Annotated in this window: 19 protein-coding genes; 15 read left to right on the forward strand and 4 right to left on the reverse strand. The window is 57.7% G+C overall.

Annotation, left to right across the window (positions count from 1 at the left end):
• Positions 1-90: 90 nt before the first annotated feature.
• Positions 91-1,425 carry a 3-keto-disaccharide hydrolase gene (locus tag Poly21_RS21075; RefSeq protein WP_302120003.1) on the reverse strand — a complete coding sequence of 445 codons (1,335 nt, stop codon included), beginning with the start codon at positions 1,423-1,425 and terminating at the stop codon, positions 91-93.
• A gap of 273 nt (positions 1,426-1,698) precedes the next feature.
• Between Poly21_RS21075 and Poly21_RS21080 the strand changes: the two genes are divergently transcribed.
• The 4 genes from Poly21_RS21080 (at position 1,699) to Poly21_RS21095 (ending at position 6,108) form a co-directional block, all read left to right on the forward strand.
• Complete coding sequence (locus Poly21_RS21080) at positions 1,699-3,381, forward strand: Na/Pi cotransporter family protein (protein ID WP_146409035.1); 1,683 nt, start codon at positions 1,699-1,701, stop codon at positions 3,379-3,381.
• Between the two features lie 177 nt (positions 3,382-3,558).
• Positions 3,559-4,833, forward strand: a complete 1,275-nt coding sequence (locus tag Poly21_RS21085; RefSeq protein WP_146409036.1) for a lipid-A-disaccharide synthase — start codon at positions 3,559-3,561, stop codon at positions 4,831-4,833.
• A gap of 54 nt (positions 4,834-4,887) precedes the next feature.
• Positions 4,888-5,724, forward strand: a complete 837-nt coding sequence (locus Poly21_RS21090) for a hypothetical protein (protein ID WP_146409037.1) — start codon at positions 4,888-4,890, stop codon at positions 5,722-5,724.
• Between the two features lie 120 nt (positions 5,725-5,844).
• Complete coding sequence (locus Poly21_RS21095) at positions 5,845-6,108, forward strand: hypothetical protein (protein WP_146409038.1); 264 nt, start codon at positions 5,845-5,847, stop codon at positions 6,106-6,108.
• A gap of 180 nt (positions 6,109-6,288) precedes the next feature.
• On the opposite strand, the gene Poly21_RS21100 is transcribed toward Poly21_RS21095, so the two are convergent.
• Positions 6,289-7,161 carry a hypothetical protein gene (locus Poly21_RS21100; protein WP_302120007.1) on the reverse strand — a complete coding sequence of 291 codons (873 nt, stop codon included), beginning with the start codon at positions 7,159-7,161 and terminating at the stop codon, positions 6,289-6,291.
• Positions 7,162-8,124: 963 nt separating this feature from the next.
• Here Poly21_RS21100 and Poly21_RS21105 point away from each other — a divergent pair.
• Positions 8,125-8,781 (forward strand): hypothetical protein, encoded by a 657-nt coding sequence (locus Poly21_RS21105; protein WP_302120009.1) that lies wholly within the window; start codon positions 8,125-8,127, stop codon positions 8,779-8,781.
• A gap of 60 nt (positions 8,782-8,841) precedes the next feature.
• On the opposite strand, the gene thiD is transcribed toward Poly21_RS21105, so the two are convergent.
• Together thiD and Poly21_RS21115 are read right to left on the reverse strand one after the other, a co-directional pair.
• Positions 8,842-9,690: a bifunctional hydroxymethylpyrimidine kinase/phosphomethylpyrimidine kinase gene (thiD, locus tag Poly21_RS21110; protein WP_146409040.1), complete on the reverse strand. Its 849-nt coding sequence runs from the start codon at positions 9,688-9,690 to the stop codon at positions 8,842-8,844.
• Positions 9,690-10,496, reverse strand: a complete 807-nt coding sequence (locus Poly21_RS21115) for a sensor histidine kinase (RefSeq protein ID WP_146409473.1) — start codon at positions 10,494-10,496, stop codon at positions 9,690-9,692. The genes thiD and Poly21_RS21115 overlap by 1 nt, the downstream gene beginning before the upstream one ends.
• A gap of 226 nt (positions 10,497-10,722) precedes the next feature.
• On the opposite strand from Poly21_RS21115, the gene Poly21_RS21120 reads away from it, so the two are divergent.
• From Poly21_RS21120 to Poly21_RS21165, 10 genes are all read left to right on the forward strand, one after another.
• On the forward strand, positions 10,723-10,998 hold the full coding sequence (locus Poly21_RS21120) for a hypothetical protein (RefSeq protein WP_146409041.1): 276 nt from the start codon (positions 10,723-10,725) through the stop codon (positions 10,996-10,998).
• 41 nt (positions 10,999-11,039) lie between these two features.
• Positions 11,040-12,188: a tRNA lysidine(34) synthetase TilS gene (gene tilS, locus Poly21_RS21125; RefSeq protein ID WP_146409042.1), complete on the forward strand. Its 1,149-nt coding sequence runs from the start codon at positions 11,040-11,042 to the stop codon at positions 12,186-12,188.
• A gap of 445 nt (positions 12,189-12,633) precedes the next feature.
• Positions 12,634-13,116: a thioredoxin-dependent thiol peroxidase gene (gene bcp, locus Poly21_RS21130; RefSeq protein ID WP_146409043.1), complete on the forward strand. Its 483-nt coding sequence runs from the start codon at positions 12,634-12,636 to the stop codon at positions 13,114-13,116.
• A complete protein-coding gene (locus tag Poly21_RS21135; RefSeq protein WP_146409044.1) occupies positions 13,113-15,017 on the forward strand; it encodes an Hsp70 family protein in 1,905 nt (634 codons plus the stop codon). The genes bcp and Poly21_RS21135 overlap by 4 nt, the downstream gene beginning before the upstream one ends.
• Before the next feature lie 58 nt (positions 15,018-15,075).
• Positions 15,076-15,873 (forward strand): type I methionyl aminopeptidase, encoded by a 798-nt coding sequence (gene map, locus Poly21_RS21140; protein WP_146409045.1) that lies wholly within the window; start codon positions 15,076-15,078, stop codon positions 15,871-15,873.
• 117 nt (positions 15,874-15,990) lie between these two features.
• Positions 15,991-17,415, forward strand: coding sequence for a S41 family peptidase (locus Poly21_RS21145; protein WP_146409046.1), 1,425 nt, complete (start codon positions 15,991-15,993; stop codon positions 17,413-17,415).
• A gap of 234 nt (positions 17,416-17,649) precedes the next feature.
• Entirely contained in the window at positions 17,650-18,036 is a 387-nt protein-coding gene (locus tag Poly21_RS21150; RefSeq protein ID WP_146409047.1) for a heavy-metal-associated domain-containing protein, read from the forward strand.
• Position 18,037: 1 nt separating this feature from the next.
• Complete coding sequence (locus tag Poly21_RS21155) at positions 18,038-18,856, forward strand: sirohydrochlorin chelatase (protein WP_302120017.1); 819 nt, start codon at positions 18,038-18,040, stop codon at positions 18,854-18,856.
• A 268-nt stretch (positions 18,857-19,124) separates the two neighbouring features.
• The gene (gene mdh, locus Poly21_RS21160; RefSeq protein WP_146409049.1) at positions 19,125-20,075 is read left to right on the forward strand and encodes a malate dehydrogenase; all 951 of its coding nucleotides are present in this window, start codon (positions 19,125-19,127) and stop codon (positions 20,073-20,075) included.
• A gap of 248 nt (positions 20,076-20,323) precedes the next feature.
• Positions 20,324-23,890 carry a PVC-type heme-binding CxxCH protein gene (locus Poly21_RS21165; RefSeq protein ID WP_146409050.1) on the forward strand — a complete coding sequence of 1,189 codons (3,567 nt, stop codon included), beginning with the start codon at positions 20,324-20,326 and terminating at the stop codon, positions 23,888-23,890.
• The last annotated feature ends 138 nt before the right edge of the window (positions 23,891-24,028 follow it).

Below are 24,028 nucleotides of genomic sequence, written 5' to 3' on the forward strand. Positions count from 1 at the left end.
GCTGCGGAGGCGATCCTGGGAAGCCCGCCGCAGCGATTGTGATTCGTCTCTCCGCCATCGAATCGGTGGATTGCGGAGCGAGCCTGGATGCTACTTCAGTGGACGAATCGTCACGTCGCGAAACTCGACCGCGTCGTTGTGCCCGGCAAAGCCGAAGTGTCCGGTCTTGCGGTCTTTCCCAGGATGGGCACTGCCAGCCATGTAGTCGGTGACTTTCGAGACATCTGTTTTCAAAATCACGTTGCCATTCAGTTCGACTTCGATCGTCGAACCGTCCACTCGGACCTGTTGGAAATTCCACTGGCCGACCGGTCGCAAGTAACCCCGTTTGGCTGCCGCCATGCCGTATGCCGAGCCATGATATTGGCGTGGGTCTAACTTGGCGTATTGCGGCGCGGTGTTATCGAGAACCTGTAGTTCGGTCATTGCTCCGTATGCAGGATTGACACCCTCGGGGCAGCGGATGGCTAACCCATTATTACCACCGGGGGGCAAACGGAAGAACAGTCGCACAACAAAATTGCTGTACTCATCCTTCGTCAAAAGATTGCCGCCGCGACCTTTCCGGCACCGAATCGATCCCTCTGGTGTGACCTCGTAATCATCCACGGCGCCGATCCAACCATCGAGTGTCTTTCCATCGGTCAAGGCCGAGAAGCCATCGGTGTCGCGATCGGCCAAGAATTCGTTCGCTTGTTTTGTGTCGAGGGGGCGTAAGGCGATATTGCGCCAGCGAATTTCGCCCCCATGGGTTTGCAGCTGGATGGGGCCGCGTGGACGGAGCGGTTCGTCTCGTCGCCAGTAATTCTCCATGATTGCCTTGTCGACAACCTGTTGGTCATTCAGCCAAACGCTGGTGCGAGCGCCCACCTGGATGATGCGAACCTTATTCCACTCTCCAAACGGACGATCGGCGAGCACCAGGGGGTTTTTACCAGGCTGGCCTTCAGTGTTGTTCCAAAGAGCACCGCTGCCGAGGTTCGCGCCAATGGCGAACTTGGCCTCCTCCGTTGAATCCCAAATCTGAACCTGCGGGGTGCCTTTGAGATAAATCCCACTGTCAGCCTTGGGGACCGTTTTGTACTCGAGCTCGAGCTCGTAGTCTTCGTATTCGTCATCGGTTGTCAAATAGGGGCCATGGCCGTCATTGACGAGTTCGTCGCCTTCGACGCTCCAATGATCGCGGGCCTCGGCGGTCCATTTCTCGATCATCGCCGCTCGTTCGTCAGCGGGCATTTCCTCGAGTTTGTAAGGGTCGAAGTGCGGCTGGCCGTGCCAACCATCCAAATTCTGTCCATTGAACAGCACTTCAACGCCGGTTGCGACTTTAGCGTCGCTCGCCGGAGCCGAATCGGCAGCATGACCATGAGGTAGAGCCAGCGCGAGGCTGGCGAGAGACGCAGCGAGTGTCAAAGAGAAACGCATTTTCATAGATAGCCCAAGGTGGGAAGGGTGGGAAAGGTGGGGAGCGGAGTGGGAGAGCATACTATACTTGGTGGCGGTGTGTGAGAAACCGCCCCGCCTAGAAAGAGGGGGTACCGGCGAAGATGAATCGCCGTCGCCAACCGGGAACTGCGAGAGAAGTGGCATCTCATCTTTTTTACTCGCAACGAGTTGCATTGAAGCTCGGTTCGCTTAAAATCCGCACAGTCTGGTTCCAGACGTCGCCACCGCTCCTCTCATTGAAACGACGATGCTTTGGAATTCCCAATCCTGCTCAACCTGATCTTCGAGTTAGTGGGGGGACTCGGGATTTTCCTGCTCGGCATGAAGAACATGTCCGACGGCATGCAGGCGGTAGCGGGCAATAGTCTGCGGCGTTTGATCGGATCGATCACGCAAAATCGCCTGTTTGCGACGACGGTGGGCGTCTTGGTCACGTGTATCGTGCAGTCGAGCTCCATTACGACCGTGATGGTGGTGGGGTTTGTCAACAGTGGTGTCATGGCCCTGACCCAGGGCGTCGGTGTGATCATGGGTGCCAATATTGGCACTACGATCACGGGTTGGATCCTGGTGCTGAAGGTGGGCAAGTATGGTTTGCCTCTGCTCGGCGCGGCGGCGTTCACCTACCTCTTTGCAAAGAGTGACCGATGGCGTTACTGGGCGATGTTCCTAATGGGCATCGGGATGGTCTTCTTCGGTCTGGAGATCATGAAGGATGCTTGCGCGATCATTAAAGACATTCCAGATTTTGAAGCTTGGTTCGCAAGATTTACCGCCGACACTTATTTCGGTGTTCTGAAATGTGCCATGGTGGGGTGCATCATGACCACGCTCGTGCAATCCTCGTCAGCGACACTGGGGATCACGATTTCGTTGGCGACGCAGGGTGTCATTAGCTATCCGACGGCAGCCGCTTTGATTCTCGGCGAGAACATTGGCACTACGATCACCGCCCTACTCGCGTCCTTGGGGGCAACCACCAACGCTCGGCGGGCGGCCTATTTCCATGTCATTTTTAATTTAGCGGGCGTATTTTGGATTACCTTGATCTTCGCTTGGTACATCAAGTTAATTCAAAGTTTCGTTGGCGTTGATGTGACCAAAATGGTCGTGGTGGATGGCGTGGAAACGTTCCCCAATACCGTCGCCGCTATCGCTGCGACGCATAGCGTGTTCAACGTCGCTAACACGCTGCTGTTCATGCCCTTTGTCGGTCCCATTGTCAAACTGCTCGAGCGGGTTGTCCCAGGACGGCCGTTCAAAGAGAAGCCTCGCTTGACGGATCTGGATATCCGAATCTTGGAAACACCACTGTTGGCCCTGGAGCAATCTCGCAAAGAGATCCTCAAGATGGGTGACGGTTGTTTGAAGATGCTCGACTGGTGCTTGGAGTTGATGAATCAAGATGAGCCGGACCAGGCCTTAGGTGATCGTCTTAAACAGCGTGAACGCGTGCTCGACTCCGTCCAAGATGAAGTGGCCGAGTTCGTGACGGGTTTAATGGCGGCGAACGTATCCCATTCCACTGCCGAGGAGGGGGGCAAGCAACTCAGGGTGGCCGACGAATACGAGAGTATCAGTGATTACATCGTCAATCTCGACAAATTTGATCGCAAGCTGCGTCGCGATGGCCTTCGTTTCACAATCGAACAGCGAGAGGATCTGGGGCGGCTCAATCGCCAGGTAACCGAATACGTGGCGGCAATTCACCAGGCGTTGATCAAGGGAGATCGCAACATTGAAGTCGCCTCCGAGCCCGCATTCAAGCGAATCCGGACCGAGGTGAAAGCTCTGCGACGGAAACATCTCGACGAGTTGTCCGTCGGATCGATGCCGCCCGCGGTCAGCGTCGCCTTCATGGCATCGCTCAACGCATACGTTCGCGTTCGTGATCATGCCAACGACGTCGCGGAAACGATCGCCGTCGATCGCTGAAATTTCTCTTGCGGTGGCGGCCGCAATTGAGTTACCCCTAGGCTTGTTTTTCCAAGCCAATCGCGTTGGCAGGCATCCTCGCGTGGGCTGTCCGTTTGCGTGGGCGGCCATCGACGCTCCCAGCGGAAGCGGTTGGTGCAGGACCGGAGTGCTCGGGACCAGGCGAAGGCATACGCAGTGACAAAAACGCTTTTTTTTTCTGTTGGTGAGCCCAGTGGCGATCAACACGCCGCCCGCTTGATTGGTGAATTGACTGGTCGTGTGGGCTCGGAATCGCTGACCTGCCGTGGCTTCGGTGGTCCAGAAATGCGACAGGCAGGATGCGCGGTCGATCTCGATCTGACCCAGCACGCGGTTGTCGGCCTCGTGGAAGTACTGCCGAAATTGCGGGAGTTCTTCCGGTTCGCCGATCAAGCTGAAGAGGTATTCGCCAGCGGAAGCGTCGACGCGGTCGTCTTGGTCGATTTCCCCGGATTTAATTGGCATATCGCTCGGCGAGCTAAAAAGTATGGGATTCCCGTTTATTACTACTGCCCTCCTCAACTGTGGGCGTGGGGCGCCTGGCGTGTGAGGAAGATGCGGCGGAGCGTCGACCACGTGATGACTGTGCTACCGATTGAAACGTCGTTTTTTGGTGAACACGGCATTCCGGTCACGTTCGTGGGGCATCCGTTTTTCGACGCCGTTGCCGAGAAAAAACTGGATGCTGTCGCCCTGCGGCAGCTCCGATCCCCGGCCGCTCCGAGTGCGTCCTGTCGTCGATCAGACTCAGGTCTGGCTACGCAGACTGTTGCTATCCTTCCCGGCTCGCGGGATCACGAGGTCCAGCGAAACTTCCCGATCATGCTGGAAGCGATCCGTCGGCTGCATGCCGACGCAGACGTCGGTCCCGACTCCGCACGGTCGCCATCACACGTTCGATATGCCGTCGCCGCCTACCGTGATCGTCACTGCCTATGGTGTCGCAACCAGCTTACCGAGGCGGACGGAGAATTGCCGATTGACTTCTTTGTCGATCGCACGTCCGAGGTCATCGAGTCAGCCCACTGCGCGATGATGGTCAGCGGTTCGGTCAGTCTAGAGTTGATGGCTCGCGGGACACCGGCAGCGGTGATCTACCGAGTCGGGCGGCTGTTGCACATGTTTGGTCGCCACGTCCTGCGTGTCGATAGCATGACACTGCCTAACCTGATGGCGGGTCGCAAGATTTTCCCCGAGCTGGTGTCGGTCGGTGATGTTGAGCCCGCGATTGATTTTCTGCATGAGACGACCCGGGCGATGCTGGGGGATGCGTTTTATTATCGTCGTGTCAAAAACGACCTCGCGGCTTTGCGGGAGCAGTACGGATTGCCAGGTGCGTCCGAACGGGCGGCGGATTTCCTTTGTAAAGAATTGCAGATTTCTTCAGACGGTGGCGAGTGGGGGCAAACCTTTCGCCGGATCGCTGCGTAGGGAGCCGTTGTTAAATACCGTTGGAATTGATTCTCACGCGTCGTTATTGGCCCCATGAAAGACTCCTCAGAGCAGGCGAACGCCCCCGATAGCTCGTTGTACTCGTCAACGTCTTCCCACAATCAACGCGCTGCAGACACGCCTGGTTCGTCAGGATTAGACTTGCCCAGAATGGGCGCTGAAATTGGTTTTCAGGTAGTCAGTGAAGATGACGTGCCGCCATTCCGCGCCAGTGGCCTGATCTGCCTGGTGCTGGGTTTACTCAGTGCCTCAGCATTGGTGGCTTGGCAAATGTTGATCCTGCCCCTGGCTGCAATTGCGTTCGGCGTTTTTGCGCTGCGAAAGTCAGACGGCCCGAAGCCCGCTGGGACGACTGCGGCTGTGATCGGCCTGGTGCTGGCCTCCTGTTTCGGTGCGGGGGGAATCACAATCCCTATGGCCAAACGCTCCACAATGGCAAGCCAAGCTGAGTATTTTGGCCGCGAATACCTCGAGTTAATCGGCAGAGGTGATGTGGAGCTGGCCGCTGAACTGCGCAAAGAGGCTCGCAATCGCCAGGTCAAAGGCATGAACCTTAGGGAAGCGTATCGAGCCGAGCAGATCGCAAGTGCGTCCAAGGGCGAAGAGGACCAGCACAGCAATGCGGAGCAGGACGCGATTGAGCTCGCCGGACCCGATATTCAGTGGGAATTGGCTGAGCGACCCCGGGTCTACATGCATTACGGCATCGAGCGGGTTGAGACGATCTGGTTCGATCCGAGTGGCACGGTCAAGGAGAAGGTGGTCGTGGAACTGCAATGGTCACCCGACGAGGCCAAAAACATTGCCAATTGGCATGTCAACAACTTCCACTTCTACCGCGACCTCATTTTCGCCCCGTCCGTGCTCTAGCCACGTCAGTTGAATTCGCTCGGTATCGGGGCGGATGGGTGTGCACAGCGAGAGTTTTGGCGTCTTCCACTACCGCGAACCCTAATTCGTCGCTGTGCCAGAAGACGCAGCTCCATAGCGGTGGATGACAAACGGCCCTCCACCTCACCAGGCTCGCCCATCTCAACGAGCACGGGCTGGACGACGCATTCCTACGTCGGCTACAGCAACGACACGACCTATGCCCTGAGCGTCACCGGCGACGTGATCGTCTCGCAAACGGACATGGCTTACGACGATGCGGGAAACTCGATCCAAGCCACCACACGGCAGCGATACCACAATGCTTCGGCCGCCCAGACCGGAAGAGAAAGAGGGCCACCCACGAATGGCACAGTCATCTGAGTGAGAAAGAGGGCCACCCACTTTTCAGCTCGGGCTGCGGCTTGTTTGTCGGCCGATTTAACTACGATCTGGTCCTCGCAGAATGCCGCCACCGAGCATCGGGCCCATTCTGGTCCGATTTTCGAATATCGGCGCAGCAGCGACCCCGGATGGAGTGAAAACTGGGTTTTCCGAAGACGGTCAGGCCGAAGATATCCCGAGTGGGTTGTCACGGGCGCAGAGCCAACCTTGACCGCGACGGCTGGCTTCCTCGGCGAGGTGTTCTGGGCTACCCGCTGCTCGCATGAACACCCGCCCAAATCGGCTCACGACGTCACACCAGGCATGGGTATCCACGCCCATACGTGTGAGGATCGGCTGTAAGTGCGAGGGGATCGCACCGACCTTGTCACTGCGGAGTTGACGGCCCGTCCAGTCGAGCAATTCCAGATAGCTCGCCAACGAGACACTTAGGAAACCTTTCAGGCTGCCTCGTCTGCCCGAATGATCCAGGTGCGGTCCGACGGGATCGTGCTGCTCGTCAATTTCGATTGGACTCATCCAGCCACTGTGCTGGCGACCGCGGCTTCGCTCCCAGTCATGGGTGCTTAGGCGGGTCCGATCGGAGCTATGAGTCAAGTCGTCAATCCGATCCTTGGCTCCAGTGTACTTGCTCGATTCAGGCGTTTCCGCCATGGCGGCACGAATCGGGTTGAGATCCACGTAGGCCGCACACGCCAACAAACTCGCTTCATCGAGGAGCACCTGTGCCCGAAAACGCCCTTCCCAAAAGTGGCCGCGAGCCTCGTCCTCGGCGTTACTGCGGCGGGCAATATTCTCAGCGAGACAGCGCATGTACCAACTCACGTCAGACAATCGCTGACGCCGTGAGGCCAGAACCTCCGGCTGATTCAGGATCATGTTCAGCTCCGGTCTCGTCGGCACGGCAGGGCTGCCGTCAGGGTTACGACGCGCGGGGAACAGCCGCAGCCAACGCTGGGCGACCTCCTCGTCCGACCACGCCGCGACAACGTCCGGGCGACTTCTGAAGACGAGGTGTAGGTGATTGCTCATGATCGAAAAAGTCAGGCAATCGATCGCGAACACGGAGGCGAGGAACTCCATTCGGTCGCGGATCCAGCCCCTGCGGTGCTCGAAACAATATCCAGTAGCGGGATCGGTCCCACAGAGCCACGCCTTGCGGACGCACCTCTCGATACAGGGCCAGAAAGGGGGCCACCCACTTTCCAGCTCGCCAGGGCCAGAAAGGGGGCCACCCACTTTCCAGCTCGCCAGAGAAAGAGGGCCACCCACTTTTCAGCTCGGGCTGCGGCTTGTTTGTCGGCCGATTTAGCTACGATCGGGCCTCGCAAAATGCCGCCACCGAGCATCGGGCTCGTTCTGGTCCGATTTTCGAATATCGGCGCAGCAGCGACCCCGGATGGAGTGAAAACTGGGTTTTCCGAAGACGGTCAGGCCGAAGATATCCCGAGTGGGTTGTCACGGGCGCAGAGCCAACCTTGACCGCGACGGCCGGCTTCCTCGGCGAGGTGTTCTGGGCTACCCGCTGCTCGCTTGAACACCCGCCCAAATCGGCTCGCTACATCGTTGGCACAGAGGCAACGATCGGGATTCGCCTTGGCTTACTTCGTGGCCGATGCGGAGACCTCCTCACTGGCTCCGCCGTGTCAACGCGTCCCGCTACAATGAGGAGCTTGATGCCATCGAAATCGCGATCAAGCGTGGTTGCCCATACGGCTCCAAAGATTGGATTGAGCGGGCAGGTGGAAGAACGGGAACCCGGTCAAACACGCGTCCGCGAGGTCGCCCTCGCAGCAAAGTACAGGTTAAGGCCGTTCAAAACGCGCCAAAATGAACCCCTTCTATTTTCTCCGTCCCAAGCAGAATGGGAACGTCCAGATAATGATATCTTTCCGCTTCCTGGCCGGCACCGCTTTTATAGCTAGCTATCTCGGTTTGCGTCTGTTTGCGTCATCCATAGTCGACCAGCGTGTTCTTTGGATTGTCGCCCCCGTTTTGTCATCCACTTTTTTTGCCGTCATCGCCGCGTTTGGGAAGCAGAGCTACATGCGTGTACTCTTCGCGGCCAGCTTCGGTGCGTTTGCTCCGTTGATCATGTGGAGCATCGAGATATCGCTTGAGTCTGAATTCGCAAGCGAGTTTTGGCAACCGACAGATTTGGCGACTCTGCTCCTCTGGACTCTTGCAGTAGGTGGAACGGTTGCCGTTTGGGGGGGGCTCGTAGGTGGCTTAGTACGGTTTGCAATTGACGGTCGCGTGTCCATTACTGTTCGGCGATACTGCCTTTCTATTGCAATCATCGTTTTTGCAGGCCTCACGTTCTTCGCGTTTGAGCGTTGGAACGATCCGGCATTCCGGTATCGACAACTTGGAGACGAGAACTCGTTACGTCCCGCAATTAGGCGGTACATTGACAACGGCGACTCACTGACTCACGTTCGCCAAACGCTTGGTCTAGGCGCTTTGGGTTCTCACACAAAAGGGCAGGCTTGGATTGACATGCAGATTCAAAACAAGAACCGTGACGGATTTGACGACGAATATCCGGACGGAATATTGCCCACAGATCGATTCATCGCATATTCTGGATTTCCACGCCAATTTGTAATTCAATTCCGGGATGACCACGTAGTCAACCTGCCAGAAAAATAGGTAGATGCTCAATCAAGATGTCCACTTCCCCTTTTTGTCCATCTGCGCTGACACAGCTCCTCAGTCGCCGATGTGCAGCATGCGGGATTCGATGGGACCGGATCCGTGGCCATACTGCGGGGCGAATTGAATCGCGTGGTTGACTGCCGCGATCCCAAATTCGACAGCGGCGCGCATGTTCGATTCGATCGGTTCGTGCGGCGATGCCAAAGCGAGCTGCGCGGCGATGGTTGCTGACAAGGAGCATCCCGCGCCATGAGTGTGTTTCGTGGCATGCCGCTCCACTGCGATTGTTAAGAGCTGTGCTGAGTCGAGGAAGGTATGCATCTGCTCACCATTGAGCTCGCCCGCCTTGAGCAAAACCATCGCAGGGCCCAGGTCGCGCAGATCCTCGGTGGCCTGGAGCAGGTCATCAATCTCGTTGCCGATTTCTCGTTCGAGCAAATGCTCTGCTTCGAAGCGGTTGGGAGTGAGCAAAGTTGCTCTTGGAAGCATGAGTTCCCGATAGGCATGAATTGCTGCATCATCAATCAACGGCACGCCATGTTTGCTGATCATGACGGGGTCGACGACGACCGGACACTGGACGTGGCCAAGTTTGGCGGCGATTTCCGCGATGATCGACGCGTTACCCAATGCACCCGTTTTGATTGCGCGGGGCGTGATATCGCCAACCACCGCGTCAAACTGCTCGTTGACGAGATCCGCTGGGAGCAATTCGACGCGGTCGACGCCGCGCGTATTTTGGACCGTGATGAGCGTCACGACCGCCATGCCATAGACGCCGTTTTGCTGAAATGCTTTCAAATCGGCTTGCAGGCCCGCCCCACCGCTGGGGTCTGACCCGGCAATGGTCAACGCGACCGCCTCGGGAGCGATCGTAACGGCGCGATCTGGACTTTGTGACATCAGGCGGCGGCTTGTTCGGCGATGGTAACGGGAAATCGGATCACGAATGCAGTGCCGCGTCCCAGGGAGCTCTCGACGCGCACTCGGCCGCCGTGTTCGTCAATGATTTCTTTGCACGCTGCCAGTCCCAATCCGGTGCCACCCTTGCCCGTTTCATCTGGGCCAGCTTTGGTCGAGAAGAATGGGTCGAAGATCCGTGGCAGGACTTCATCGGGAATGCCCGCACCGGTGTCGCGCACGGTGAGCTCGATTTGCGTCGGTGCGCCCTGCGGTGACTTCGCAGTTGCATCAGCAGCGACCCGGATCAGCAATGTCCCACCCTCCCCCATCGCTTGGCGGGCGTTGGTCATCAGATTCAGCAGCAATCGTTGGATTTGATTGCCACTGGCAGAGATCATTGGCAGGTGCTCGGCAAGGTCCAATTCGACGCTAATGCGATACTTCTGCATTTCACGTTGCATCAGTACGAGCGTATCGCGGATGAGTGCCACTAAATCGGTCGGCTCTTTCGCGTCGCTACGGTTGCGGGCCTGGGCCAGGATCGTGTTGGTGATCACCGCCGCTCGCTCAGATGCCTCCAGTATTTTGGTCAGCGCTTTTTCTTTACTGGCAGCGTCCTGGTTCCGCAGTCCCAATTTGGCGTAGTTAATCACCGTCATTAGCACGTTGTTAAATTCGTGTGTGGCGGTACCGGTCAATTCGCCGAGCGACGCAAGGCTCTGCATATGCCGAATCTGTGCTTTCATGGCCAACAATTCCGTCTGCGGGTTGCCTGCGGCGTCTGGTCGCCCGGACGATGGCACCATCGCGGCGTGCGGGTGCTGACTCGGATAGGTAGGTGCAGGGTTGGGCATGATGACGCGTTGCGTTTTGAGGAGCGGCGGGGGGCGGCGAGAACGGTGAACAGCGGCAGCTGTCCATGATGGATCTATCGGCGCAAGCGTTATTTTTGATAAATCCGGTCTCGACGACCGGTAAAACTTACCGTATGCCTGTGAATTACCCGTTCCCGCAGCAGCACCAGGGTTCCCGATGCGCACCGATTCATTCACTCCGTCGGAGCCTGCCGCCGAGAACGTCTTGCAGCGTCTCAATCGAATGGCCAAAATCGCTCGAAACCATGGCTTTGAGATCCGCGGCGAGCCACTTGGTGGAGCCGGGAGTACGTGGTGTGAGATTCGCGGCCGACGTGTTTTGTTCCTAGATGTGTCGCAACCCGCTGCTGAACAGGCCATCGCGATCGCCGAAATCTTGGAAGAGACTGCAAGTATCCGCCCCCATGCACCGATGGCAGCTCGGGCGGCCTAGCAATTCGTGGATGAGCAAATCGCCCCAACGACGGAATTCGCGTGAGACCTACGAATACGAATTCAGACAACTGGCGGACCCTACAGGAAGGTTTTCTGGCAGGGTTGCCAGCCGATGCGGCAACCTCGGTGGGAGTGGTTGTGGGGTGCAGCGGCGGTGCCGACAGCGTGGCATTGACACTGCTGCTCGTGGAACACTTTCGCACCGTTCACGCTCACAGTAGCGAGGGCGCGCCTCCGCTGCGAATCGCTCATTTCAACCATGGACTGCGCGGGGAGCACTCCGATGGCGACGAGGAGTTTGTGCGGGAGTTGGCGGCGTCGCTGAATGTTGAGATGGCTGTCGCCCGGGCACCGGTCGATACAGGCGGAGAGGCCGAAGCGAGTCTACGTCGTGACCGACGTCAGTTTTTCTACCGTGTGGCCGCTCAGAGTGGGTGTCGCTACATCGCCTTGGCCCACACCGCAGACGATCAAGCCGAAACGATTTTGCATCACTTGCTACGTGGAACCGGGACGCTGGGAATGGCGGGAATGCGGCCTGCGAGCTCGTTTGGTAGCGACTTTGTGATTCTCCGCCCGCTGCTATCCACCCCGCGAAGTGCCATCCGGCAATCACTCATTGGTCGACGTCAGAGCTGGCGAGAGGATGCTAGCAATCTATCGACGCGGTATACACGCAACTGGATCCGCCACGAAGTGCTGCCACTGATGCGGACGCGTTTTCCCCATGTCGAAGCGGCCCTGGCACGAGCCGCCGAGCACCAAGGGCAACAGAGCGAGATGCTCTCGAGGCTGGCCGAGCAGTGGATCGACGTTTTTGTAGAAATATCCGACGGAGCGCCGGCCACGACATTGAAAATTCTACGTCCGGGATCGAGTTCGGGACTGAAAACGCCTCGTAGTTGGCGGCACGGCGACGATCTCGCGAACGAGCACGGCCTGATCATCGCTGCCTGCCAAATCGCATTTGACTCCGTTGGCTGGCCCCGTGGCGACATGAGCCGGCACCATTGGGTGCGGCTTGCTCAAGCGATCGCCAAGCCTGCTGTTTGTTCGGACGCGATCACACGTGTGGAGACGGTTTCGGCGACGGCATCGCCAACGGTATCGCTGGGCCATTGGCCCGGGCACATCGAAGGATTTCAAAACGCGGAAACTGTCGTGCTACGAAGCGCATCGAGGGACTGAACCGACCCGGCAAAGGCCAGTTTTCAGGGGGCCGCGGCCACGCCGGGGTGGGTCGACGAAACGGGATTCGCAGCGTACATTTTTGCATGTTCGATGGTCTCGCTCGCGGTCTCTCGCAGCTTAGGTCAACGGCAGCGGAACTCGTCACGAGCTTCGGGTCTTTAGAAAAACATAGCGGAAGTCATGATGCGCCGTTGAACGTGTGAACCGTGACGCGTAGGCGGCTGGGCTCGCGACGCTGCCCGGTGCCTGACGACGTTCGGCACAGCGTGGTGTCACTGCAGTCGATCGGATCAACAACCCCTCGGCGACTTTCGCGACTTCCTATTCCACATTTTTTGCTGTGACCAACGACGAAAGCTATGATCACAGCTTTGAAAAACTGGTTACCGGCGGACGACTGTGATTGTCTGCTCCGCGTATTTCCCCCTCTGAAAAACGACTCATGGCAGACTTTTTAGAACCCGGTACGAAATCGCCTGCGTTCACGCTGAAGGATCAGGATGGAAACACCGTCAAGCTCAGAGGCTTGGCGGGCAACCCCGTGGTGCTCTATTTTTACCCGCGCGACAATACGCCCGGATGTACGAAAGAAGCGTGTGCCTTTCGAGATCGCTACAGCGAACTCCTGGCGACCGGGGCCCAGCTGTTTGGAATTAGCACCGATACCGCCGAGAGTCATATTAAATTCCGTGATGAGTTTGAATTGCCATTTCCGTTGTTGGTGGATACGGACCACGCGATGAGCGAAAAGTATGGTGCGTGGCGAGAAAAGAATAATTACGGCAAAAAGTCGATGGGCATCCAACGATGCACCTATGTGCTCGATAGCCACGGAAAAGTCGTCAAAGTATTCAAGCGTGTGAAGGTTGATGGCCATGACCAACAGGTGCTCGACGTGTTGGCGGAAATGGGATCTCAGCAGTGACGAATGCCCCTAAGTATTGCATTGGTATCGACCTCGGGACGACCAACAGCGTCGTCGCGTACGCCCCTGCACAGTCGGCGGGCGCTGAGAACGCGCACGGCTCCACCGGGCGTGATCAGGCACCGGAAATTGAGTTGCTGCCGATCCCTCAGATCGTCGGTCCTGGGCAGATCGAGGCATTGTTCTCCCTGCCTTCGTTCTTGTACTTGCCCCGCGAGAATGAAATTGATTCGCTGAGAATCGAGTCCCTGCCATCGTCAGCGTCGAAGCCACTTGATGGCGAGTCGAAGGCCGCATTCCCAGACCCCAGCGATGGCGTTGTGGGCGTTTATGCTCGACAGCAATCGGCGGACAACCCCCAGCGTGTTGTCGTGGCGGCAAAGAGTTGGCTGTGCCACGCCGGTATCGGCCGGACCGATGCGGTGTTGCCATGGCAATCACCTGCGGAAGTTCCGAAGGTCTCCGCGTTTGACTGCACGCGGCGATATTTGCAGCATCTAATCGCGGCCTGGCACACCGCATTCCCAGACGCGCCGATCGATCAGCAGCAGGTCGTACTGACGGTTCCTGCCTCGTTTGATCCGGCGGCGCGGGATCTGACCCGCCAAGCCGCCATCGAAGCTGGATTGAGCGATCAGTTCGTGTTGCTCGAAGAGCCGCAGGCTGCCGTTTATCGCTATCTCGCAGCAACTGGTGGTTCGTGGCGAGAGTCATTGAAACCTGACGACACCTTGCTCGTTGTCGATGTGGGTGGCGGAACAACGGATTTAACTCTCGTTGGGGTGGCCGAGGAGGACGGAGATCTCGTGTTGCGTCGTCAGGCCGTGGGCCGACACTTGCTCGTCGGTGGTGACAACATGGACTTGGCCCTCGCCTATCTCGCCTCGGAAAAGTTTCGTGCTCAGGGCCATGACCTTGATCCCTGGCAGAGCACATCGCTGTGGCACGCCTGCCGTGATGCCAAGGAGCGATTGATGGCCAGCGATGGACCGGAGGAACATTCGATCTCGGTGCTCGGGCGTGGCAGTTCGCTGATTGGCGGCACAATCACGGTCGCGATTTCAAAATCCGAGGCGGCGGAGACGCTTGTTCAAGGATTCTTTCCCATGTGCGCCGCGGGTGAGCGTCCATTAGCGAGTGTACAGAGTGGGTTTCAAGACATTGGTCTACCCTATGAATCTGATCCAGCGATCACGAAACAAGTGGCGGCGTTTCTGGCCGATCATTTAACGGAGGGGAAAGAGACGGGGGCCGATTCCGTAACACAATTACTCCTCAACGGAGGGGTCTTCCGCAGCGATGCGATTCGCGAGCGTCTGGAGGCGACCGTTGGCGGTTGGTTTGACCAATCGCCCACGCCGCTCAGTGGCGTGGCGGACCTGGATCACGCGGTTGCGATCGGTGCGGCGTTCTATGGTTGGGCCAAGCTGTCCGGTGGTATTCGAATTCGCGGCGGGACGGCGAAGTCTTATTATATCGGCATTGAAACTGCGGGGCTGGCCATTCCCGGAGCCCCGCGTCCGCTGCGGGCGGTATGCGTCGCTCCTCAAGGCATGGAAGAAGGCAGCGACGCGGACGTACCGGGGGAGGAAGTCGGAGTGGTTGTGGGTTCGCCTGCCCGTTTTCGATTTTTTTCTTCCACCGTGCGGCCTAGCGACGCGCCTGGGACCCGATTGGATCGTTGGAGCCCCGATGAACTGCAGGAGGGCGAGCCCATCGAATTAACACTGGAAGACGAATCTTCTCAGGCGGATACGTCGTCGCAGGCCGCGCCGCACCGGGCGTTCGTGCCAGTGCGATTCCAGTCGCGTGTTACCGAGCTGGGAATGTTTGAACTGTGGTGTCATAGCAGCCAATCGGACCGACGCTGGAAGTTAGAGTTCAATGCCCGGGAAGGCTGAACTTTTCTGAAAGATCGTGCTAGAATGCGTGCGAACTTATTTTTTTCGAAGGCGACGTATGCTGACTAAGCAAAAAAAACTCATCCTGTCCCCTACCCAACGCGACATGATGCGGGCGGCTGGCAAGGCCAATGGCGAACTGATGGATTTCGTTCGCCCGCACGTCAAGGCGGGCATTTCAACGCTCGAAATCGACCGAATGGTCCACGACTGGACTTACAGCAATGGCTACAAGGCGGCGACATTGGGATACCAAAAGTTTCCCAACTGCTGCTGCACGAGTGTCAATGAAGTGATCTGCCACGGCATTCCAGACGATTACGTCCTGCGTGAGGGGGACATCGTGAACGTTGACATCACGACCATCGTCGACGGTTGGCACGGCGACCAAAGCGAAACATTTATCATCGGCCAAACCACCGAAGAACGCCGCGCGGTGACCCAGTGCGCCTTCGATTGCATGCATTTGGCGATCGATGCGCTCACCCCGGGATGCCGTGTTGCCACGATCGGTGAGTGCGTGGTGCCTGAAGCCCAGCGACGAGGGTTTTCGGTTGTCCGCGAGTACGTAGGGCACGGGCTGGGGCGGCAGTTTCACCTCGATCCATCGATTCCCCACTTTCCCAACCGCCAGAGTCGAGTCGACCGCTTGTTCCCAGGGATGTGCTTCACGGTCGAGCCGATGATTAATTCGGGTAGTCGGTATGCGAAAACCGACAAGGGCGATGGTTGGACGGTGCGGACCAAGGATGGACGTCCCTCAGCACAATTCGAACATTCCATTCTCATGACAGAGTCGGGGCCGGAGATTCTCACGCTGACGAAAAATGGTCCACAGAAGGGACATCAGTTCTAATCGAGGCGCGTTTGAATACGTGGAACGGGCATTTCGTTTAGCAATACAAACACGGCAGGCGGGAGCCCTGTCTCACGCGATTATGTCTTCCGATTCGCTGCACACCTCTGACCGCTGATGCTACCTCGCAACCTGACGATTATCTGTATCGCGTTTGTCATCTCGATGGCGTGCCACACCCTGCAACAGCGCACCAAGACGGCGCTGGTGATCGGTGAGGCTTTATCACTGATTGACCGTTACTATGTCGAACCGGTCGATGATCGTGAGTTGGTCTTGGCAGCGCTCTCGGGCATGACTTCCAAGCTCGATCAGCACAGTGAATTCATCCCACCGGTCGCATACGATGCTTTCCGGGACAGTATTCATCAGGAATTCGCTGGAATCGGAATCTACGTTGATCAACCCGATCCGAAAGGCCCGGTGCGAGTGATCACGCCGCTGGTTGGCTCACCGGCCCTCGCAGCTGGCGTGCTGCCCGGGGATGAGATTATCGAAGTCGATGGAAAAGGCGTCACGACTTTGGATATTCGCGAGGTCAGCGATCAATTGCGTGGTCCGGTCGGGACCGAGGTCGCGTTGACTCTGCGGCGTGGCGACGAAGAAATCGAGACCAAGATCACTCGTGCGTCGATCCAAATGGAATCCGTCATCGGCGACCATCGTGATGAAAACAATGCCTGGGTGTATCGCCTGGAAGACCATCCACGGGTCGCCTACGTGCGTTTGACGAGCTTCGGTGACCGCACCGTGGGCGATCTCGAACGCATTCTCAAGGAGCTCGATAACGACTTTGACGCCCTGGTACTGGACCTGCGCGGCAATGGTGGTGGATTGCTCCACGCGGCCGTTGCCGTCGCTGACATGTTCTTGGATGCTGGGAAAATCGTGTCGACGAAGACTCGTGGCGGTGTGCTCGAGGAGGTCAATGTCGCGACGCCTGGTACGCTGGTCGACAAAAATATTCCCATGGCAATTTTGATTGACCATGATTCAGCCAGTGCCAGCGAGATCGTTGCCGCGGCCCTCCAGGACCACGGTCGCGTGATGGTGGGCGGGACGCGTAGTTTCGGCAAAGGCACCGTGCAGAATGTGTTGCCGTTGGAGTACGGACGCAGCGCCCTCAAATTGACCGTTGCTAAGTATTTTCGCCCGAGCGATGAGAATATTCACCGAGGCAAAGATGACGACGAAAATGATGTGTGGGGTGTGACACCGGATGCGGGGCTGACCGTCGAGATGGAACCCGAGAATCTGCAACGTTTAATGTTGCTGTGGCAGGCGGCGTCGTACCCTTCACTGAAAGGGATCGAGCGTGGCGGCCTCTTCCCAAACACTGCCGCCGACGATGCGAGCGAGACCGCTGGATCGGACCCAGCGACCGAGGACGGGGCTGCGGTAGACACGATCTGGGACCTTGACGGTCCGCTCGTTCGGGTGGTCGAACACATGCTTCCCCAGACCGGTGATGGCAAACCGAACCATCCGCCCGAAGAGGACGAAGTACCCGCTTCCGAATCGGCTGGTTCGGCAGGCCGATGATTATTTCACAGGCTTTACGTGGACTGTCAAGATCGGCTAGGATCAGATGGTACAGCCCCACCTCGTGCCTGGACGCAATCGAATTGCCGGGGGGCGTGGGGCATGTCAACGGATCTCATCAAGGTGTTCGGGCAGATGACGGATTTGGGCAGATGAGAATGTTTGGCCAGATCTTGTGCCGCCCATCTGATTTGTTGGCTGGGACGTTTCGCTAACCACTCCATAGGTTTTAATATGAAATCGATTGTTTACGCTGTTGCTGGTGTTGCCGCCCTGGGAATCATGATCGCCCTGATCGTAGCCCCCAACGGAGCACCTGAATCGCCCGCGTCGGCTGCTCCGGCGACTGCTGTTTCGGCATCCCCAGCGGTGCTCACCGAAGCGGGCACCTTGACATTGGAAGTGCCCAGCATGCATTGCCAATTTGCTTGTTACCCCCGGGTTAAAGAGACTTTGGAAAACAGTGACGGGGTGAGCGAAGTGACCCTTGTTGAGCAGCCCGACCCCGAAACGCTGACCGTGAAAAAGGTAGTCGTTCAATACGATGCTGGTTTCGATGTGGAAAAGGCGCTTGCTAGTTTAAAGCAGGAAGGCTTCGGCGACGCTGCCCGCGTTCAGTAAGTTGGGTGGCCCCAGCGGCGTTCTGTTGGTCGGCCACGGCACGCGAGACGCCACTGGCACTGCTGAATTTTTTCATCTCAGCGATCGCTTAGCCGAACAACTCGCCAGCGACACGGTCGTGCGTCCGTGTCTGCTCGAGTTTCAACAGCCTACGATTTCGGAGGCATGGCAATCGCTGATGAGGTGCGGTGTTCGACGTGTGACCGTCGCGCCGCTCCTGCTTTTTTCGGCGGGCCACGCCAAGGGCGATATTCCTGGGGAGGTCGCTGCTGCTCAGGCTGTCACGGCCGCTAGTGAAACGGTTCGTGTCAGTTATGCCCGTCCCATTTCTCGCCAGGCGGCGATGATCGGTATCGTTCGCGATCGACTGCGGGAAACTCTGCAGAACTCAGCAGACACCATGCACGCTGGCGGACGGACTGCGATTGTTATGGTTGGTCGCGGGAGTCGAGATGTGTGTGCGAGTGCGGATATGCAGCTGCTCAGCGAGGTTGCGGTTCGGGGATATGATGCTCAAACTCAGCGATCGCTCGCCCGTGAATTTGGGATTTCATCGCGTGGCCTGTTCACCACGTTCTATGCGATGGCCGAACCGTGTTTGACTGACACGCTCAACGCCGTCGCCACATCGGGACAGTTCGACCGCATTGTTGTCCAACCGCATCTATTGTTTGCCGGCCGGTTGTACGACGCGATCTCGGCGCAGACTCATCGTGTTGCGGTTGCCAATGCAGCAGTTCGATTCGAAGTGTCGGCGTACCTCGGCCCGAGTGCAGGAGTCGCGAGTGCCATCGCGGCTCGCATTCGGGAGGCTCAATAGCTCGACGTGCAGACCTCGGTTAGGTACGTGCCCCGCGAAGCGATCCGCCAGCAGGCTGGGCGGGAGCACATTGCGCGGCCAGTCTGATCCAGAGGCTTCGCCAAGCTCGCCCCTTTCGCCGCTAGGCTGCGGTTGGCGAAAGAAACGAGACGGAGAGAAATGAGACCCTGTGTGCGGGCCTCAATGGGAGGCCCTCTTGACGCTCGGCACGGTGCTGCCAGGATATCGCCATCACGATCCCTCCTTCCCCGCAAAATGATGAAACCTCATGCTACGTCGCGCTAAGATCACGATTATCGGAGCCGGAAACGTCGGTGCCACTTGTGCCCACTGGTGTGCAGCCGCTGAACTCGGCGACATTTTCCTGCTCGATATCCCGCAAACCGAAGACATGCCGCGAGGCAAAGCACTCGATTTGATGCAGGCGTCGCCCATCATGGGCTTCGATTCCAACATCGTCGGGACAACCGATTACGCTGACACCGCTGGTAGTGACGTGATTGTGGTCACCGCGGGTATCCCTCGCAAACCTGGGATGAGTCGCGACGATTTGTTGGCCACCAATGCCAAGATTGTCACCAGTGTCGCTGAGCAGATCAAAGCGACCAGCCCCGACGCGGTAGTGATCGTGGTCAGCAACCCGCTCGACGCGATGGTCCAGCAAATGTGGAAAGTCACCGGCTTTGATCATGCCCGCGTGATTGGGCAAGCCGGAGTGCTTGATACCGCCCGCTACCGCACGTTTCTGGCAATGGAACTCGGCGTGAGTATCGAAGACATCAGCGCACTGCTGATGGGTGGCCACGGTGACACGATGGTTCCAATTCCTAGCTGCACAAGCGTAGGCGGTATTCCCGTGACGCAGCTGATTGACTCGGCACGGCTTGATGAGATTGTCGATCGCACTCGCAAGGGCGGCGCCGAAATCGTCGCCTTGCTCAAAACCGGCAGCGCTTACTACGCACCTGCGGCCGCTTGCACGCAGATGGTCGAAGCCGTTGTGAAGGACAAGAAACGTGTCATCCCAGTTGCAGCTTACTGCGACTCGCAATATGGCGTGGGCGGCTATTACGTCGGCGTGCCGGTGGTCATGGGTGCGGGTGGTGTCGAGAAAATCATCGAGCTGAAGTTGACTGAAACCGAATCGGCCGCCTTCCAGAACAGTGTCGACGCGGTGAAATCACTGGTCTCGACCATGGACGGGCTGCTCTCGGCCTAACGGCTCCGCTGATTGGGTAAGCCACGTTGCGCAACCGGCCGGTTTTTCTACGCACCCGGCGTCCTACCACACGCGGCTCACCCTGGCGTCACCGGCGTCAACCCAATCGACGAGCTGCTGCGGAGGTGGACGTTCTTGTATACCGTCCGGTAACGCGTTTGTGCGCTCGTCCTTCGACGCGATCACGCGGTCTCGGTTAGAATCGCAAGACATTCCACTGTTTTGCGATTCACCACTGCAGCCCCGCCATGATCCCACCTTCAGCCTCGCCCCTCACCGCGTTTTTCGTTGGGTTCGCTTTGCTCCTTTCGCCGCCGATGGCCGGGGCGCAGCAATCTCTGTCGAGCGTTCAGATTGGCGCAGCTGAACCGGTGTCTCCAGCGAGTTGGTACGGGGAGGGAGTTCGGCCCACCGAACCGCAATCACCGGACGATGAGCGAGCTGGGTTCCATCTTCCTGCGGGATTCGAGGTTCGGCTGTTCGCTGCTGAGCCTGAGATCGCCAAACCCATGAACATGGCGTTTGATGATCGTGGCAGGATGTGGGTCACCGACAGCTTTGAATATCCCTATCCGGTGCGGGATAGCAAAACGCCCACTGATTCAGTGCGCATCCTCGAGGACACCGATGGGGACGGCCGAGCTGACCGTTCAACTGTATTTGCTGACGGATTGAACATTCCCATCGGTGTGCTGCCTTATGGGGAAGGCTGCCTTTGTTTTAGCATCCCAAACATCTACTACCTGCGCGACACCGACGGTGATGACGTCTGTGATCAACGTGACATCGTGCTCGGGCCGTTTGATACCACGCGAGATACCCACGGTATGGTGAATTCCCTGCGGATGGGTGACGACGGCTGGATCTATGCGAACCACGGTTTTAACAATCAGTCGACAGTTGCGGGGGCAGACGGGCACAAAATCGTCATGCACTCGGGCAATACCTTTCGGTTCCGGCCCGATGGCTCGCGGGTTGAACATGTTACCTGGGGACAGGTCAATCCGTTTGGCCGAACGCACGACGACTGGGGCAATGATTTCACGGCAGACTGTCATAGCAAACCGATCAGCGAGCTGGTCCGCGGTGGCCACTATCCGAGTTTTGGAAAGCCTGATGATGGCTTGGGCATGATTCCACCGATGATGGATCATCTGCACGGCAGTACTGCCATCTCAGGACTCGTGTTTGTACCGGAGTCGCTGGGCATTGCTGCCCTTGCTAACCACATGCTCAGCGGCAACGTGATGACATCGCGGATCAACCGCAACGCGGTAACTTACGATGGTGCGACGGCGGTAGCGCACGAGCTGCCTGACTTTCTCACCAGTGACGATCCATGGTTTCGGCCAGTCGACATCCAGCTCGGCCCGGATGGTTGCCTCTATGTAGCCGATTTTTACAATCGCATCATCGGACATTATGAGGTGCCTCTGGACCATCCTGGACGCGACCGTCATCGGGGGCGAATCTGGCAGATCCGATCGCTGAACGCGCCGCCAGAAAAGCTAGCAACTCTGTCCGCCACAGCAGAGATTGCTCGAGCGTGGAATGCTGCCAATCCGACGGTGCGTCGTCTGGCTTTACAACACGCCATCGAGCATGCGACGGATGCCCTCGATAATGAAGCAAAAGAAATCATCCGTTCTTCGGGGGACGCGAGTCAGCGTGCGCGCATCTCTGCAACCTGGTATCTACAACAACGCGAGTTGCTCGATGCCGATTTACTTGAGCAGCTCACCGGCGACCCGGCGGCGATGGTGCGAACCCACGGTTGCCGGGCGATGTCAGATTTACTCGCGCCTCGATCAGCGGTTTCGAGTCAGCTCGATGTAGCCGCGATGTTTGACCTCGCCGTAGCTAAACTCGGCGACGACAATGCGCACGTGCGCTGCGCGGCCGCCGCGGCGCTCGGTCGAAGTCATCGCAGCGAAGCAATCGTCCCATTGCTCGAGACCCTCGCCCAGGTCGGTGCGAACGATCCGATTCAGCGACAGACGATTCGCATTGCGCTGCGCGACATCATTCAATCGCAGGACGATTTCGATTCGTCACTGCGGGGACTGACTGAATCGATGACCAACGATCAAAAACGAGAGCTCGCTGAGATTGCGTTAGCGGTCACCACGCCGGTTGCCGCTGATTTGCTTGTCATGCATCTGTCCGAGAGTGACCTGGGCACATCGGAATCGTTACCGATGATGCAGCACATCATTGAGCAGGCGTCCCCGGATCGCGCCGATGATGTGGTCGATCTGGCCAAACAGATATCCGCTGATCAACCAGGCGTGCAGCACACTCTGGCAGACGCTCTCCTGGACGCCTGTGGCAAGCGAGGAGAGGGCGTGCCGTCGCGTTTGAGAGCATGGTTGGACGAACTCATTCAGTTAGATATCGATCAAGTCAAATTACGACTCCATCAGGGTCAGCCACTCGCGATCATGTGGCATGACGACAGTGGAGAGGCATGGCCGCCTCAAATTCGTCAAAACGCTGATAGCGGGCAACCGCTCAACATGCTCAGCTCGTTTCCATTGGGAGAGACGCATACCGGTCAATTGGTGAGCAGTCCCTTTGAATGTCCGACGGAAATATCATTTCGCATCGCTGGCCACAATCGACGGCCCGATGTGGAGGATAGTCATCTCAATCGTTTTGAACTGGTGGATGCGAACACAGGGCAGGTCCTCCATCGAGCATTCCCACCGCGCGATGATGCAGCAGTTCTCATCAAGTGGGACTGCCGAGCCGCGCAAAGCACCTCGGTCATTTTACGCTGTATCGATGGCGATGCTGGGACAGCCTACGCATGGATTGCGGTCGGAGCGTTCCAGCCCGCGTGGCTCTGGGAGACAGACGATTCATTGGACCGAATCCTCACGATGCTTGTGCGGTATCGAATGCTCGATCAACGCGCCGACCTGCTCGAATTGCTAGCCCTGCTGTCGAAGGATCGGCACAATCGAACTCGCGTTGCCGCGGCGATTGCAGAACTCGATGGACATCAACCACTCGCCCGGCTCCTACAGCGAGCATTGGAGTTGGGAGTGGATTTGCCACTTGTCGACGATTGGATTTCTCTGGCGGCAGGGGGGGAAACGCTGGATGAGTTGGAGCATACCGCGAAGTTCGCCAAGCACCTCACGGCCGCCCAACAGACGCTGCTAGCGATCTCATTGGCCAGTGACATTCAAACTGTCCCGATTTTGATCCAGCTGATTGAGGACGGTTCGCTGGCACCAGACGTGTTGCTAGAGAAGACCGTTTGGGAACCAATGCAAACCATCGCTGATGCCAATTTGATGGCCCGTGCAGAAGTGATCCGTTTGAAAGCGAAACCGTTCGATGCCGCTCGAGAACAAGCGATAAACAGGATGGGTGATCGCCTGATCGATTTCCGAGGAGACAGCGAGTTAGGGCGAACGCTGTTCACCAAACATTGTGCAGTGTGCCATCAACTTGCGGGGCAAGGTGAACTGGTCGGCCCGCAACTCGATGGCGTCGGCAGCCGAAATGTGCAGCGATTGCTTGAAGATATCACGGTGCCTGATCGAAATGTTGACAGAGCATTTCGGACGTCCACGTTCTTGACCGAGGACGGTGCCGTTATCAATGGTCTCATACGTGACGAGAACGATGCACGTGTATTGGTTGTTACCCCCGATGGAAAGGTGCAGAACCTGCCGCTCAGCGAGATTGAGTTGCGCCGTGAGGCGACAACCTCACTCATGCCGAGTAATTTGCATCAAACGCTGGGGGAGGATGCCATCGTGGAAATCGTTCAGTATCTACGAAACGCTGCTTCCCAGAACTGAGAAGTTATGTTTTGATACCACGCGGTATGCTGCCCGTTGGAGTGAATGGCCGAGTATTTCTGAGTCTCGGTTCAGTTTGCTCGACGAGACGCTGCGTCTTCAGTTTGGTTCAGCGTCTTGGAGAGACGTTGTCACTTA

The sequence above is a fragment of the Allorhodopirellula heiligendammensis genome, from assembly GCF_007860105.1.
Lineage (GTDB): Bacteria > Planctomycetota > Planctomycetia > Pirellulales > Pirellulaceae > Rhodopirellula > Rhodopirellula heiligendammensis.